11 protein-coding genes and 7 pseudogenes are annotated in these 13,710 nt (G+C 60.0%); 10 read left to right on the forward strand and 8 right to left on the reverse strand.

The window, feature by feature from the left end; all coding sequences use genetic code 11:
• Positions 1-361: 361 nt before the first annotated feature.
• Entirely contained in the window at positions 362-619 is a 258-nt protein-coding gene (locus RX331_RS25425) for a hypothetical protein (RefSeq protein WP_317252558.1), read from the reverse strand.
• 45 nt (positions 620-664) lie between these two features.
• On the opposite strand from RX331_RS25425, the pseudogene RX331_RS25430 reads away from it, so the two are divergent.
• Positions 665-845, forward strand: a pseudogene (locus RX331_RS25430) (transposase domain-containing protein); the annotation flags it as partial.
• A gap of 453 nt (positions 846-1,298) precedes the next feature.
• Positions 1,299-2,333, forward strand: a complete 1,035-nt coding sequence (locus tag RX331_RS25435) for an IS110 family transposase (RefSeq protein ID WP_317252559.1) — start codon at positions 1,299-1,301, stop codon at positions 2,331-2,333.
• A gap of 411 nt (positions 2,334-2,744) precedes the next feature.
• Here RX331_RS25435 and RX331_RS39015 read toward each other — a convergent pair whose 3' ends face one another.
• The 4 genes from RX331_RS39015 to RX331_RS25450 all read right to left on the reverse strand — a co-directional run bounded on the left by RX331_RS39015 (position 2,745) and on the right by RX331_RS25450 (position 6,274).
• Positions 2,745-3,032: an NAD-dependent epimerase/dehydratase family protein gene (locus tag RX331_RS39015; protein WP_410708013.1), complete on the reverse strand. Its 288-nt coding sequence runs from the start codon at positions 3,030-3,032 to the stop codon at positions 2,745-2,747.
• Positions 3,033-3,232: 200 nt separating this feature from the next.
• Positions 3,233-4,459, reverse strand: a complete 1,227-nt coding sequence (locus RX331_RS25440; protein WP_317252560.1) for a class I SAM-dependent methyltransferase — start codon at positions 4,457-4,459, stop codon at positions 3,233-3,235.
• The gene (locus tag RX331_RS25445; protein ID WP_317252561.1) at positions 4,456-5,007 is read right to left on the reverse strand and encodes a dTDP-4-dehydrorhamnose 3,5-epimerase family protein; all 552 of its coding nucleotides are present in this window, start codon (positions 5,005-5,007) and stop codon (positions 4,456-4,458) included. The genes RX331_RS25440 and RX331_RS25445 overlap by 4 nt, the downstream gene beginning before the upstream one ends.
• Before the next feature lie 164 nt (positions 5,008-5,171).
• Positions 5,172-6,274, reverse strand: a protein-coding gene (locus RX331_RS25450) for an IS3 family transposase (RefSeq protein ID WP_317252562.1) whose coding sequence is annotated in 2 segments (ribosomal slippage) — positions 5,172-6,013 and positions 6,013-6,274 — 1,104 coding nt in all. Because the reading frame shifts where the segments join, the coding sequence is not laid out codon by codon here.
• 168 nt (positions 6,275-6,442) lie between these two features.
• On the opposite strand from RX331_RS25450, the pseudogene RX331_RS25455 reads away from it, so the two are divergent.
• Positions 6,443-6,883 (forward strand): annotated as a pseudogene (locus tag RX331_RS25455) (transposase); the annotation flags it as partial.
• A 156-nt stretch (positions 6,884-7,039) separates the two neighbouring features.
• Here RX331_RS25455 and RX331_RS39020 read toward each other — a convergent pair.
• Both RX331_RS39020 and RX331_RS25460 read right to left on the reverse strand, forming a co-directional pair.
• Positions 7,040-7,231: pseudogene (locus RX331_RS39020) on the reverse strand (IS3 family transposase); the annotation flags it as partial.
• Between the two features lies 1 nt (position 7,232).
• A pseudogene (locus RX331_RS25460) lies at positions 7,233-7,664 on the reverse strand (lysylphosphatidylglycerol synthase domain-containing protein); the annotation flags it as partial.
• 157 nt (positions 7,665-7,821) lie between these two features.
• On the opposite strand from RX331_RS25460, the pseudogene RX331_RS25465 reads away from it, so the two are divergent.
• The 4 genes and pseudogenes from RX331_RS25465 to RX331_RS25480 form a co-directional block, all read left to right on the forward strand.
• Positions 7,822-8,172, forward strand: a pseudogene (locus RX331_RS25465) (IS110 family transposase); the annotation flags it as partial.
• A gap of 79 nt (positions 8,173-8,251) precedes the next feature.
• Positions 8,252-8,674 carry an IS66-like element accessory protein TnpA gene (gene tnpA / locus RX331_RS39025; protein ID WP_247474335.1) on the forward strand — a complete coding sequence of 141 codons (423 nt, stop codon included), beginning with the start codon at positions 8,252-8,254 and terminating at the stop codon, positions 8,672-8,674.
• Positions 8,671-9,024: an IS66 family insertion sequence element accessory protein TnpB gene (gene tnpB / locus RX331_RS25475; protein WP_126261795.1), complete on the forward strand. Its 354-nt coding sequence runs from the start codon at positions 8,671-8,673 to the stop codon at positions 9,022-9,024. Before tnpA ends, tnpB begins: the two co-directional genes overlap by 4 nt.
• Positions 9,025-9,093: 69 nt before the next feature.
• Positions 9,094-9,900, forward strand: a complete 807-nt coding sequence (locus tag RX331_RS25480) for an IS66 family transposase zinc-finger binding domain-containing protein (protein ID WP_410708014.1) — start codon at positions 9,094-9,096, stop codon at positions 9,898-9,900.
• 33 nt (positions 9,901-9,933) lie between these two features.
• Here the strand turns inward: RX331_RS25480 and RX331_RS25485 are convergent, their stop codons facing one another.
• Positions 9,934-11,307 (reverse strand): IS1380 family transposase, encoded by a 1,374-nt coding sequence (locus RX331_RS25485; protein ID WP_317252564.1) that lies wholly within the window; start codon positions 11,305-11,307, stop codon positions 9,934-9,936.
• Positions 11,308-11,455: 148 nt separating this feature from the next.
• Here RX331_RS25485 and tnpC point away from each other — a divergent pair.
• The 3 genes and pseudogenes from tnpC to RX331_RS25500 form a co-directional block, all read left to right on the forward strand.
• Positions 11,456-12,180 (forward strand): annotated as a pseudogene (gene tnpC / locus RX331_RS25490) (IS66 family transposase); the annotation flags it as partial.
• Positions 12,163-12,321: a transposase domain-containing protein gene (locus tag RX331_RS25495; protein ID WP_317258245.1), complete on the forward strand. Its 159-nt coding sequence runs from the start codon at positions 12,163-12,165 to the stop codon at positions 12,319-12,321. The pseudogene tnpC and the gene RX331_RS25495, both read left to right, overlap by 18 nt.
• A 22-nt stretch (positions 12,322-12,343) precedes the next feature.
• Positions 12,344-13,036, forward strand: a pseudogene (locus RX331_RS25500) (IS110 family transposase); the annotation flags it as partial.
• Positions 13,037-13,710 lie beyond the last annotated feature (674 nt).

Here is a 13,710-nt window from a genome sequence, read left to right on the forward strand (position 1 = left end):
CTTGACCACGGGCTAGCGAAAGTGCCAGTTACCTTTAACGATCGGGCACTTCACCTGCGCGCGATCAGATCGGAGCGCTGCGCGGCATCAGATTGGAATACCTGCGCGCGATCATTGGAATCCGCACCGATCACACGCCGCTCACGGAGATTCCCGGGGAAAACGAGCCTGTTCGCCATAGTTCGGTAGTCGGCATGAACCTCAAGCTCACGACATCGATCCGCCGACTTGGCTCGCGATGTGCTGCCCGCCTGCCGAATCACCCCGCCAAGCGCATTCACGAACTCTGCCTTGATTAGCGTCCTCAGGATATCGCCCACGCCGTTTAAGCGCGATCAGCCATCCGCCCGACGCAGGCTAACTAGGGAGCCTTTGCCGGATGATTCTGGAATCGCTCGAAGAGTTTCATCGGACCCCTCGCTCCAGTGAGTAGCCAGTGCACATCGATCAGGGGTAATGCGCGGCGTACCAAGTACCATCCCTGCGCAGGCAGACGATCCAGCACCCAGGCCGGCACCGGGATCACCTCACCTGGGGTGATCACGTGAATCAGGTCGCCAGCAAGGGGTTGCTCGCACAGTGATGCCAGCGAACGCGAGGGCGAAATAATGGATGTCATCGGTAATGGACCTCGACTACCCGCCCGATAAGGGTTTATTCGGTTATGGCGCTGGGAAGAAAGTGCTGGCTCTTCGCTGATTCCGATCGGGCCGCCGTGACAGCGACGTTCATTTATGACAGAGCGTCTCAGCGACATCGACCCGAAAGCCGAGCTCGCCGACGTCTTCGGGCGCATCGGGGACATGCCACAAAGTCATCTGCATGAGCTATTGCCATGGCACTGGACGCCTCGCGCGTCAACGCCCTCCGCTCAAGCATGCACGTCAACAAAGTTCATTCCCGTCACCACGATCGGTCGCGCTGCAAGGGGTCTTGGCGACGACTGGCTGTGGGAGGTCGCCTGTGGAACGGACCCCGAGGACGGCCTCGTCAGGGTCTTTGGCGTCGGAGGCGGTAGCGTCATGGCGTTCACCGAACGCAGCATCGATATCCAGATGGGACTCATCAGGATACACAAGCGGGCACGCACCAGAATTCCATCGGTTCGTAATCGGGATAAGGATAGTTCCCGCGGTTGAGACGAATGCAACTGGCTCGCCGTCGCAGTGCTGGCGCACTAGATGCCGTAATGGGCCCTGCTCCGAGCGAGGGGTCATGATGGTGGCTGTCCCCCGATAGATGATGAAACGGGGTCACGACTTGAGTCGGCCCCAAGCATCTAGAGACGGAGGACAGCCGTGGAGAATTATGCCGGAATCGACGTGTCATTGGAACTGTCGAGCGTGTGCGTTGTGGATGCCCAGGGTAAGATCCTAAAAGAAGCGAAGGTCGCGAGTGAACCCGACGCCTTAGTTGAATTTTTTGAAGCACTTGGCTTTGAAGTGAAGCGGATCGGGCTGGAAGCGGGGCCGCTGTCGCAATGGCTGCATGCGGGCCTGAAAGGAGCAGGATTCGAGACGGTTCTGCTGGAGACACGGCATGTGAAGGCCGCGCTGTCGGCGATGACGGTAAAGACTGATCGCAAGGATGCGCGCGGGATCGCGCAACTGATCCGGATGGGATGGTTCCGGCCGGTACACGCGAAGTCGGTCGATGCGCAGGAGATTCGGGCCCTCCTGATTGCACGCAAACAGCTTCTCGGGCGGCTGATCGACGTGGAGTTGAGTATCCGCGGGATATTGCGTGGCTTCGGACTGAAGGTTGGTCCGGTGACGCGGAAGACGTTCGAAGCGAGGATCCGGGAGTTGGTTGCGGGTCAGGCGACATTGGAGCGCATTGCTGCGGCGATGCTTTCGGCACGATCAGCCTTGAAGGCAGAGTACGGAAGGCTACACAAGGCTGTGCTGGCAATTGTGCGTGACGATGCGGTCTGTCGCCGGCTGATGACGGTGCCGGGCGTCGGTCCCCTGGTGGCTATCACCTACAAATCGGCAATTGATGACCCTTATCGCATCGTAAAATCGAAGGCGGCAGGCGCGCTGTTCGGGCTCACGCCAAAGAAATACCAATCAGGAGAAAAAGACGTCACGGGCGGGATCACGTTGGCCGGCGATGAGACGGTGCGCACGGTGCTGTATGAGGCCGCCAACGTTCTGCTGTCGCGCATCACACGGTTCTCAAAACTCAAGCGCTGGGGGATGGATGTTGCCAAGCGGCGAGGCTCGAAGCGCGCAAAAGTCGCCCTGGCACGCAAGCTCGCAGTGATCCTGCATCGAATCTGGGTCGACGGAACAAGTTACCGATGGACTGACGCCGGCCCGATCGCAGCGTAGAAAACGTGGAGGAAATCGAGAACGCAACCGGGCTGAACTGAAGCTCGGTGCCCGAAGTCCCGTCGCCGGGACGGTGGATCCGGTGAAGCCGTTACACGGCCAGTGGTCGTCCTCTGACGAACCCCGCGCATCTAGATAGGCTCACCGCTCCCTCTGACAGCATGATGTGGCGGCCAGGCGTTGACCACGGACAGAAGCATGAGCTCGGCGACGTGACGTTACTCGGGAGGCTTGACATCATCGGGCCCATTACAGAAGGTCGAGTACCGAAGTGGGACGCCCACTCCGCAATTGATCACATATTGCATTGCCCTGGATTGGTGGCTGCTCGCACTAAATCCGCTGCCATGTCCCCCAATCGGCAGGTAATCCGGCAACTGATCAGGCATGTTGAGGATCATATCCCGGCGGTCAATTGCGCAAGAGCCGCATCCACTGCAGAGTGAAAGGATACTCCTTCTCCAGCAATTCCAGGGCTCTGCGCAGCGCATCCGTTGCGAAAACATAGGGAGTACAAGGCTTCGTCTTCATATTCTCGTTCAAACCGTGTTGCATGCCGTATTCAAGGCAAGTGCCGGCGACTATCAATTGTCTCGTTCCCGCTGCAACCGCGGCTGCCAGGAAACGCAAGATCGAGTTGCGGCCGACGTGGAAGAAGTCACGATAGTTCGCTAGCCTGGGCCATGCGAGGTGGACCACAGGTTACCTTCAAGCCCACGCTCGAGCACTGGCTTGAAATCTGCGGTCGCACAGGCGACAAAGTTGACCTCCGGGCACCACGACATTGTTGAAGCGTGATCGCCATGTCGTGCAATGGCAGCAATGGAATGGGCTCTCGCGCAAAAAACGAGTGACCGCGTCCGGCCGACGAAAGCTGGTCGCACCAGTCACCAAGTTCTTTACGTCAGAACCTTCAGTTTGGGAACCGCAATGACAAAATTGCCGCCCCACGTCTTAATCTGCTTGTGCTGCTGCATCACCTCTGAAGAGATGTTCCAGGGCAGGATCACCACCCAATCTGGCTTTCGCTTCGCGAGCTCCGCTGGATGCCGGATCGGAATGTGGCTGCCGGGCATGAACTTGTTCTGCTTGGACGCTGCCGCGTCGCAGACGAAGCTCATCAGGTCGGGCTTCAAACCGGCATAGTTCATCAATGTATTGCCTTTGGCAGCCGCGCCATAAGCGGCGACCAACTTGCCGGCGCGCTTTTGCTCAATCAAAAAAGCGAGGAAGTCGTTCTTTACCTTATCCGCCTTTTGCTGGAACGCCCGGTACAAACTTAGGTCTTGCAACCCCAGCCTCTTCTCATCGGCCAACAAGGTTTTAACCGCTGCCGTTGTTTGCCGTGAATCATCCTTGTCGCAGCCATAGATGCGCAAGGACCCACCATGCGTCGGGAGCTCCTCAAGGTCGAAGATACGCAGTCCAGCCCGTTCAAAGATTTGGCTAACCGCGGTCAGTGACAGATACGAGAAGTGCTCATGATAGGCCGTGTCGAACTGGTTCTGCTCAACCATGTTCTTTAGATGCGGGAACTCCAAGTTTACCGTACCTCCGGGCTTGAGTACAATACGTAGGCCCAATGTGAAGTCATTGATATCAGGCACATGGGCGTAGACATTGTTGCCGCAGACTAGATCTGCCCGCTGCCCGTTTGCCGCCAGCATAGTAGCTGTAGCTGCGCCAAAGAAATCGCGGAGCACCGGTACGCCAATGCGCTCGGCAGCGCCGGCGGTACTGGCAGTCGGTTCGATACCCAAGCACGGTACACCCATCTCGACAAAATTTTTGAGAAGATATCCATCATTGGAGGCGATCTCGATGACGAAACTGTCTCGGGTAAGATGCAGCATCTCTGAAATCTTTTCGCAATAGGCCTTGGCGTGTTTCATCCAACCTTGCGATGTTGAGGAGAAGTACGCGTAGTCGCTAGAGAACAATTCGTGAGCGACGGTGTAGTCCTCGGTTTGTACGAGCCAGCATGCGTGACACACAAAGATCTTCAGCGGAAGGGTTGTCTCCGGCGCGTGGAGCTGCGCTTCCGAGAGATAAGCGTTAGATGGCGGCGCGTGTCCAAGGTCAAGGAAAACGTGTTGTAGTTGCGTCTGGCAATGACGGCACTTCATAGGTCCAGTCCCTTAAAGTCCGCATCAAGAAGCGGGTGCTTCGAGTCGCGTGCAGACAAATCTGTCGGCGGCAAAGGCCATATAACGTCCGCCATCGGATCGTCGAATCGAACAGCTCCTTCGTCGGACGGCGAATAGAACGCGGTATTGAGATAAAGTAGCTCCGAGTTCTCCTCCAATGCTTGTAACCCGTGGGCGCAACCTTCGGGGATGATGAACGATCGGCAACTGGCCGGCGTAAGTTCGACCGCCGCCCATTTGAGGAATGTGGGCGAATTCTTACGCAGATCAACTGCAACATCGAAGACGCGCCCCCTTAGGCAACGTACTATCTTCATCTCAGCCATGGGAGGGTTTTGATAGTGCAGTCCACGGACAGCGCCGACCGAATTTGTGAGGGAGTGACTGATTTGAACAATTCTGCGTGCACCGACGACCTTCTGCTCCTCATTGGCGCAGAACAGGCGATGGAATGATCCCCGGTGATCCGAATGCAGGTTGCCTTCGGCGACCCAAACACCGGCAATATCTGTTTCGAACAGCTTCATGCTCGACGGCCCTTGGCCCAAGGAAATCTCGCTGTCTGCAGAAAGTAATTCGAAAAATATACTGATCTGCCCCCGCAATCTCCTCCAAGAATTGGTAGAGTCCATCACCTCGTGCAGCGAGACCGAACTTTGGACCACCCGGAGTTAGAGTTTTGCGCCTCTGATCACGTTGGCGGGCTGGTTGCGCCGACGTGGTTCTGCAGCAAAATCGGCGGCCTGTTGCCGATCGCCCCGTGGGGCCGTTCCTCATTGTAGTACTTGCGCCAATCCTCCAACTTTTCCCGGGCATCCGCAAGGGACAGGAACCAGTGCGCATTGAGGCATTCAGCCCGGAAGCGGCCGTTGAACGCTTCGATGAAGGCGTTGTCGGTGGGCCTGCCAGGTCTTGAGAAGTCCAGCGTGACGCCACGCTGATAGGCCCACAGGTCAAGATCCCGCGACACGAACTCGCTGCCCTGATCGACCCGGATAGTGGCCGGGAATCCCACTTCATTGCAGACTCCTTCCAGTATCGCCACGACGTCACGGCCGCGGAAGGTGAACCGCGGCTCCAGCGCGGGCGAGAAGCGGGAGAATATATCGACGATCGTGAGCACCCGAAGCTTCTGTCCGGTCGCGAGCTGATCGTGGACGAAGTCCATCGCCCAGATCTCGTTGGCGCGCGTGGCCGGCCGGCGGTCATCGCGCAGCTTGGCCTTGACCCGCCGCTTGGGTGCCTTGTTGCGCAATTGCAGCCCCAATTCGCGATAGATGCGCCGTGTCTTGTTCTGGCCATGGCGCCAGCCTTCACGGCGCAGCAGGACGTGAACGCGGCGGTAACCGTAGCGAACGCGCGCATGGCAAATTTCATTGATCCGTGTTTCGAGGACGGCCTGGCCGGAGCGACGAGATTTGTAGTGGTAGGTCGAGCGGTCGAACTCGAGGGCCGCGCAGGCCTTGCGGATCGACACCTGCCACTCGCCACGGACCTCGTCGACGAGCTTGCGCTTCCGGCCAGGCTTCACAGCTTTCGGCGGATCACGTCCTGCAGCATTTCCTTGTCCAGCGACAAGTCGGCCACCAGTTTCTTCAGCTTGGCGTTCTCATCCTCAAGCTGCTTCAATCGGCGCATCTCGGTCGGCAACAGCCCGTCATACTTCTTCTTCCAGTTGAAATAGGTTGCCTGGCTGATCCCGGCCTTCCGGCAGATGTCCGCCACCGGCACCCCGTCGTTGCCTTGCTTGAGAATGAACGCCTTCTGGGCGTCCGAAAACTTCGAGGCCTTCATGTCTTCCGCTCCTCCCAGCCGAGGGGATTCGGCAGCGCAAGACGCTAACCAAAAACGGTCCAGTTTGGCGGTCTCAGATCATCGTGGTCATGGACTGAGCTCATAAAACTGGACCCTTTTTTTGCTAGTGCCGTCCGGTGATTCCCTGGGCTTGGGGAGCGGAGCACGATGAAGGCCTCGAAATTTTCGGACGCCCGAAGGGTTCATATTGAAGCAGGGAGCCAATGGGATGTCGGTTGCGGATATCTGCCCCCTTAGGCGGTGATCCAGGCTGACCTACTTTTATTGGAAAGAGAAATATGATGGACTGGTGCCCGCCGAGATGCGGCGGCTGAGGCAGCTCGAGGGGGAGAACGCCAAGCTGCGCAACGTCGCCGAACTGAGCCTCGACAAAGAAATGCCGCAGGACGCGCTGCGCCGAAAACTATGAGACCTGTCCGGCTGGTTGATGAGATGCGTCATTACTGGCGCGTTTTGATCCGCCGAGCCTGTCACGTGTTGCTGCTCGAGTACTACAGATCTCCTCGCTTCCGACAGGCCAAGCTCGAGCAGCGGATCAGGGAGATTTGCCAGACTTGGGTACGCCACAGCTATAGATGGGTTCACGTCAAAACATCTGTATCGAGGCACTAGTGGTGACCGGCGCCTGCAAGCCGGCAATCGGCGGTGCTGGCGGCCGTTGATCAGCATGCGGGCGGTTTCATCATCGGCGGCAGGCCTTGTGCTGCTGCCGGATGTGCTGCTCTTGGCCTAGCCGCCAAGCGCACGCTTGAGCAGGACATGCAGCCGCCGATAGCCAAAACGACGGCCCTCCCGGGCAATCGCCCTCAAGCGCTGCCGCAGATAGGTATCGTCGGTCCGGTCGTCCTGTACGTCATAGTCATGCGGCAGCAGCCGATGACTTTACATTGGCCACCGTTCGCTCATCCCGAATGCTTCTCGATGGGCGACAGCTTTCGAATAGGATCGAGACGACGGTGCCATCGATCCGCGCCAGCCCGGTATAGCCGAAGGCGACCATCATCGTCGCCTCCCGCACGCCCCAGCCGTGATCGGCATCATGGTGATCAACATGATCGGCGGAATCAGCATGAACAGCTGCTCGAAATCGCCGGGCGCATCGATCGCGCGCACGCAGCACCAGGCAATCACCACCGCGATCACATGGATGGTGAGCGAGAGCACCGCAATCTTCGATTCGCTCTTCTTGCTGAAGATCACGTGGTTGGCGATCACCGAGCACGCGTGGACATTCTTGGTAGGTCACCAGCCTTTCAACCACGCCCAGTGCAGATGGCCGAGCAGCAGAAAACCAGCCGCCGGCTAGTGCGGCGAAATCGACAAAGACCAACGCGAGCCGGTCCTTGGCATCGCCGATCATGCCGTAGCTCGAGTGACCCCGCCAGCCGGCTTATAAAAAATCAGAAATACGCATGACAGCCGGGCTCAATCACTCTCATTTGATGCTGTGGACGGCGCCCACTCTGCGGCATCGAAGTGCCATAGGGTGGTTGCGTTAGAGCAAACCACATTGAGGGGAGCCGTCCATGGGCGAGGTTAGCACGATTGGTCTGGATATTGCGAAGTCGGTGTTCCAGGTGCATGGGATCGATGTTGCGGGCGCGGTCTTGATCCGCAAGCGCGTAAGTCGGGCAAAAGTGCTGGAGTATTTTGGCCAGCTGCCGCGTTGTTTGGTCGGGATCGAAGCATGTCCGTCAGCGCATCATTGGGGCCGCGAACTTCAGGCGCTCGGTCATACGGTCAGACTGATACCTCCGAGCTATGTGAAGGCTTACCTCAAACGCAGCAAGAATGATGCGAATGATGCGGCTGCGATCTGTGAGGCTGTGACGCGGCCGTCGATGCGTTTTGTCCCGATCAAGACGACGGAGCAGCGTAAGCGCTTAGCCGGAACCCTTGCTTCGGGATCGGTATCGTTGTGCGAAAGAAGCCTCCGGGCTTGGACGGAGGTTTGGGATGGGATTGGACAGCAAAAAGGACGTCCATTTGGACGGCTCAACGACGGGGTCGGTGAGCCGGCTGGAGGTTCTTGAAGGACCATCGGGGCGCCGCGTACGTTCGGAAGCTGAGAGAGCTCGGATCGTCGCCGAGAGTTTGTTACCTGGTGCCCAGGTGTCCGAGGTGGCGCGCAAACACGGAGCGACGCGCTGGCAGATCTACGATTGGCGACGGCGGTTTCGACAGCGAGGCATGTTGCCGCCGTGCGAGGCATCGCAGCCGACATTCGCGCCGCTGGTCGTGGAAGGTGCGTTGGAGGAGCGTCAGGTTCCGGCGATCAAGCTTGAGATCGCGATCGGCGACGTCGTGCTGCGGACGGATATGGCCATTGATGCCGAGCAGTTGTCCCGAGTGATCCGCGCGGTGCGAGCGTCACGATGATCGCGGCTGGTGCGGATCTGAAGATTTACGTTGCAACGCGGCCGATCGATTTCCGCTGTGGCCATGATGGGCTTGCGACGAAGGTGCAGGAGATGCTTCGTCTCGACCCGTTCAGCGGCGCGGCCTTCGTGTTCCGATCGAAACGAGCTGACCGGATCAAGATTTTGGTCTGGGATCGAACGGGCCTGGTGTTGGTGCACAAGCGTCTCGAAGGTTGCAAGTTCGTTTGGCCAACGATCGCAGACGGCGTGATGCGGATGTCGCCGGCGATGTTCGCGGCCTTGTTCGAGGGGCTGGATTGGAGGTTGGTCCGTCCGGAAGAAGCACGCCGCCCGCAGGCGGCGGGATAACTGCGGCAGAATGACTCGGAAGCTATTTTGAACGTGGCACGCGCGGCGGCGATATGCTCGAAATAGCGCATGAGCATCGCAGCGCTGCGCGACGAAAACGAACGCCTGAAGGCGCTTTTGGCGCAAACGCAGGCGGCCTTGAGCGAGCATCAGGGCGCGCTGGCGGCGTCGGAGGAAGCCCGACGTCGGCTGGAGGTCATTCTCGGCGAATTGCGACGCGACAGGTTCGGCGCGAAATCCGAGAAGCTGCGACCAGATCAATATCACTTGCCGCTCGAAGACGTGGAGATCGCGCAAGGCATCCTGGATGCCGCACAGGAGAAAGCCGAGAAGGTCATCCAGGGCCGATCGCGAAACGCGACGGATCAAAGCTCTCATCGCAATCGCGGCTGCTTGCCTGCCCATTTGCCGCGGGTGGAGCGGATCATCGAGCCTGCGAGCACGCTCTGCCCGTGCGGTTGCGGCGCCATGACGAAGATCGGCGAGGACGTCAGCAAGCGCCTTGACGTGATCCCGGCACAATGGCGCGTGCTGGTCACACGCCGCCCGAAATACATCTGCCGCCGCTGCTCCGGCCCTGTCGTGCAGGCGCACGCGCCGGAGCACGTCGTGCCTGGTGGACTACCGACCGAAGCGGCGATTGCCCACGTGATCGTCTCCAAGTTTGGCGACCATACGCCGTTTTACCGTCAGGCCGAGATCTATGCGCGCCAGGGGATCCGGCTTGATCGGGCGACCCTAGCCCGCATTTCTCACAGGGCCGATAGCTGTGGGACGGGGGATAGGAGTATCTGCCGAAGGCGACGAGGAGCCATGGCGCGGAGGGGCGCGGCTGGCGATTTAGCTTTGCGTGTCTGCGTGGGACCTTGTTGGTGATGCCGGCGATTGGGCGTGTGGCGGCTTCGCGTGTCAGGCCGGCGAGGCGCGAGCTTTGGCGGCTTCGGCCAGGCGTCGAGCCACGTGTCCCCATTCCTGGGCGGCTGGGCTGGCCGAGGCCATGGCGATCTTGATGCGGCGGACGCGCACCAGTGCGCCGATCTTCAGGAGCTTCAGGCGGATGGTGCCGCAAGTGGCGTCCGCAAAGGTGGTTTCGGCAAGGCCGATGCGCCGCAGGGCGCAGATCAGCACATAGGCCATCGAGGCTAACCACAGCCGCAGTTGGTTGGCGCGCATGGTCACCGCGGAAGTGCGGTCGGCGTAGAGATCGAGCTGGCATTCCTTGATGCGGTTTTCCATCTCGCCGCGGGCGCAGTAAATGTCCTCGTAGAGCTGCCGCGCGCCCGCCTCGGCCCGCTTGAGCGAGGTCACGACGAAGCGCGGATTGGCTTCGCCCTTTGTCCACTCCGCCTTGGCAACGACGCGGCGCCTTCGGCTCCAGGTGCCGAGCGTGCTCCACTGGAAGTCCCTGAAGCGGCGCGCCGGGCGGCCTGTCTTCTCGGCCGCAACTCTCGCCGCGGCAAGCTCCTCCTCAATCATGGCGACCAGGCGCGTGTTGCGGGCGAGCCCGAACAGATAGTCCACGCGGTTCTGTTCGCACCACGTCATCAGCGCCTCGCGCGCAAAGCCCGAGTCCGCTCGCAGCACGATGCGCACGAACGGCCAGCGGGCGCGGATTTGCCGGACAATCCGTTCGACCTCCGCAACGCTGCCCGCGCTGGCGTCGAAGTCGGCCAGCAGATGCCGGCCGCAGAACACGTACAGCGGCAGATAGCAGTAGCAGTCGTAATAGCCGTGGAAGAAGCGCCCCTCCTGATGCCCGTGCAGGGGATCGTCGGTGGCGTCGAGATCGAGGATGATCTGGCGCGGCGGTCGCTTGTGCGCCTCCAGGAACAGCGTCACGGGCAACGCCTCGATCGCCGCCGCCTCGTAGGCTATCTTGTGATAGCGCGAAGGCTCGTTTCGGCTCAGTTCCAGCCGGTTCAACGTCGACTTGCCGGCCACCGGCGCGCAGTCCTCGCGCCTGGCTTCAAGCTTGCCCGCCAGCACCGCCATAAGCGGGTCGTGCCGCAGCTCGTCGTGATCGTTGAGATCTTCGTAGCCAAGCGCAATGCCAAAGACCCGCTGTCCGATCAGCGTCCCGACCGTATGCTCGATCAAGTCCGGGCGGCGATGATCGCGAAAGCAACCCGCAAAGCGCCTCACCAAATCGATCGCTCGATCGGTGGCGCCCAGAAGCAGTGCTCCAGCATCCGACGTCACCAAGCCAGCATCAAAGGCCGCTTCCACAGCCCGGCCTTCCACCACTCCAAAATCAAACCGTTCTGCGCTACACTCTGTTGGCATCGGGGCATTCCTCGAATCATCGCAAAGTCCTTCTCGCAAAAGAACTTTCGCTGATTCGCGCCCCGATGCGCCTCAACTCTGTGAGAAATGCGGGCTAGGCAATTGGTCCGGCCGCGCCTGCTTCCATCTCCAACCCGTTGCCGACCACATGCGCCGCCATCTGGCAGCGGCCGAGCGTCTGTTCATGGACGAAACCACGGCGCCGGTGCTCGATCCCGGGCGTGGTCAAACGAAGAAGGGCTACTTCTGGGCGATCGTGTCCGACGACCGCGGCCACAGCGGCCCAAGGCCGCCGATCGTGCTGTTCCGATATGCCCCGGTCGCAGCGGCGCCTTCGCTGAGCAGTTCCTGGACGGCTTTGGCGGACGCTTCCTGCAATGCGATGCTTATGACGGTTATGATCGGCTGACCGAAGTAGCTCGACTGCAAGGGCCTTGGACGCTCGTGCATTGCTGGAGCCACTTGCGCCGGCGCTTCGTCAAATTGGCCCGCAACAGCAAATCGCCGATCGCCGAGGCCGCCGTTCGGCACATCGCACAGCTTTACGCCATCGAAGCCATGGTGCGCGGTGCATCGCCGGACATCCGGCTCGCCGCGCGAAAGGAGCATTCGTTGGCTCTCGTCGCCGCTTTGAAAATGTGGTTCGAGAAGCAGCTGTCGATGATCTCCAGCGGCTCGACACTTGCCGAAGACATCCGCTATGCGCTGAATCACTGGCAGGGGCTGACCCGCTTCCTCGAAGACGGCCGCCTCGAGCTCGACACCAACCCGGTCGAGAACGCCATCCGGCCAGTTTGCCTGACCAGGAAAAATGCGCTCTTCGCCGGTCATGAAATCGGGGCAGAAAACTGGGCCTTGCTCGCGTCGATCGTCGCCACCTGCAAGCTCAACGACGTCAACCCGGCTGCCTACATCGCCGAAACACTCGAGGCGATCATCGACGGCCATCCTCATAGCAGGATCGAAGACCTCATGCCGTGGCGATTCCGCAAATCGTCAAGCCAGCCCCAATAAGGGTCCCGGCTAAGCGCTTACGGAGCAGCAGACCGCCTTGATGCTGCACCGGACCCGACAATTGCTGGTGCGCCAGCGTACAATGTTGAGCAATGCACTGCGCGGGCACTTGGCCGAACTCGGCATCGTGTCGGCCAAGGGGCGCAACGGGACAGCGGAGTTACTAAGGATTATCGCGGATGGCGAGGATGGCCGGGTGTCGCCAGCAGTGTGCGGTATCCTCGACGTGTTGGCGCGGCAGTATGATGCCATCGGCGCAGAGATAGCATCCATCGACAAGAACATTATGTCCCTGCACCAGGCCTGTGAGGCAAGCCGGCGCCTGGCGGAGATCCCAGGTATCGGCCCGATCGGTGCCACCGCCCTGGTTGCCGAGATCGGTGACTGGAATACTTTCTCGTCGGGGCGCAGTCTTGCGGCCTGGATCGGGTTGGTGCCAAAGCAACACAGCACGGGTGGCAAAGACAAGCTCGGCAGCATCACCAAGCAGGGCAATCGATATTTGCGGTGGCTGGTGGTTGTCGGGGCAATGGCCGTTATCCGCTACGCGCGTAAGCATGGCACCGAAAAGCGGCCGTGGCTCGCACGATTGATGGAGCGTCGCCCCACCAAGGTGGCGGCCGTGGCGCTGGCCAACAAGATTGCGCGGATGGCGTGGGCCATCATGGTCCGGGGCGAGAGATACAAGGAACCCAAGCTGTCGCTGGCGGCATGAGGCAGGCCGACAACTAGATGGCAACACCAATTGGCGAGGGCATGACGACGTAATGCAGATACGGTCGTTCCGGGGATCGGGAGAACCCGCTTGGGTCAACGCACCACCTCCAAAGTGCGCCATTTTGTTTGGGACCCGATCCGCGCAGAGCATTAGGGCCAGCGGCCATACCTGCCACACTAACAGGCCGGACACGTGACCGCACCCGACCAATGCTGCAAAACGTCAGAAAGTTCTTGCCAAGGCGCCGTCCACACGTGACCCAAATTACCTCACGCAGCTCGTTCGAGCGTCAGGGCTGGCTCTCGTACCCGGGTCAGCTTCGCAACACACTCGGAAGTAACCCTAATAGCGGACGGGCGCCCACCCCTTGCGGTCTCTCTCATACGGTGGCCGAACAGTCGTCGAAAGGTGTTAATGACGTCTCGAAAGCCTGGAACGGAGTGAGCGCGCCGGGCGCACGCTGATCTCGACGACCCTCCCGTTCGTGGGCGTGAATAATGCCCCGTTGCGAATCCATGTCCTTCCCGTTTTTTGACCGACCCGAACCGAAGCTCAGGAGCTCGATGACTACGTTTCTGGTTCCGAGCACCTTGGCTTGGCAAACGCTTTACAGCCGACGCTCACGATCATATCGAGCTTCTCATTCTGGCATGATCCGCATCTGGCCTGCC

Origin of the sequence: Bradyrhizobium sp. BWA-3-5, from assembly GCF_032917985.1 — a bacterium.
Classification (GTDB): domain Bacteria; phylum Pseudomonadota; class Alphaproteobacteria; order Rhizobiales; family Xanthobacteraceae; genus Bradyrhizobium.

Bases quoted from the DNA above. Each gene is read 5' to 3' on its own strand.
- RX331_RS25425 (WP_317252558.1), bottom strand. From the start codon at position 619: ATGACATCCATTATTTCGCCCTCGCGTTCGCTGGCATCACTGTGCGAG.
- RX331_RS25440 (WP_317252560.1), bottom strand. From the start codon at position 4,459: ATGAAGTGCCGTCATTGCCAGACGCAACTACAACACGTTTTCCTTGAC.
- RX331_RS25445 (WP_317252561.1), bottom strand. From the start codon at position 5,007: ATGAAGCTGTTCGAAACAGATATTGCCGGTGTTTGGGTCGCCGAAGGC.
- tnpA (WP_247474335.1), top strand. From the start codon at position 8,252: ATGGGATTGGACAGCAAAAAGGACGTCCATTTGGACGGCTCAACGACG.
- tnpB (WP_126261795.1), top strand. From the start codon at position 8,671: ATGATCGCGGCTGGTGCGGATCTGAAGATTTACGTTGCAACGCGGCCG.
- RX331_RS25480 (WP_410708014.1), top strand. From the start codon at position 9,094: ATGAGCATCGCAGCGCTGCGCGACGAAAACGAACGCCTGAAGGCGCTT.
- RX331_RS25485 (WP_317252564.1), bottom strand. From the start codon at position 11,307: ATGCCAACAGAGTGTAGCGCAGAACGGTTTGATTTTGGAGTGGTGGAA.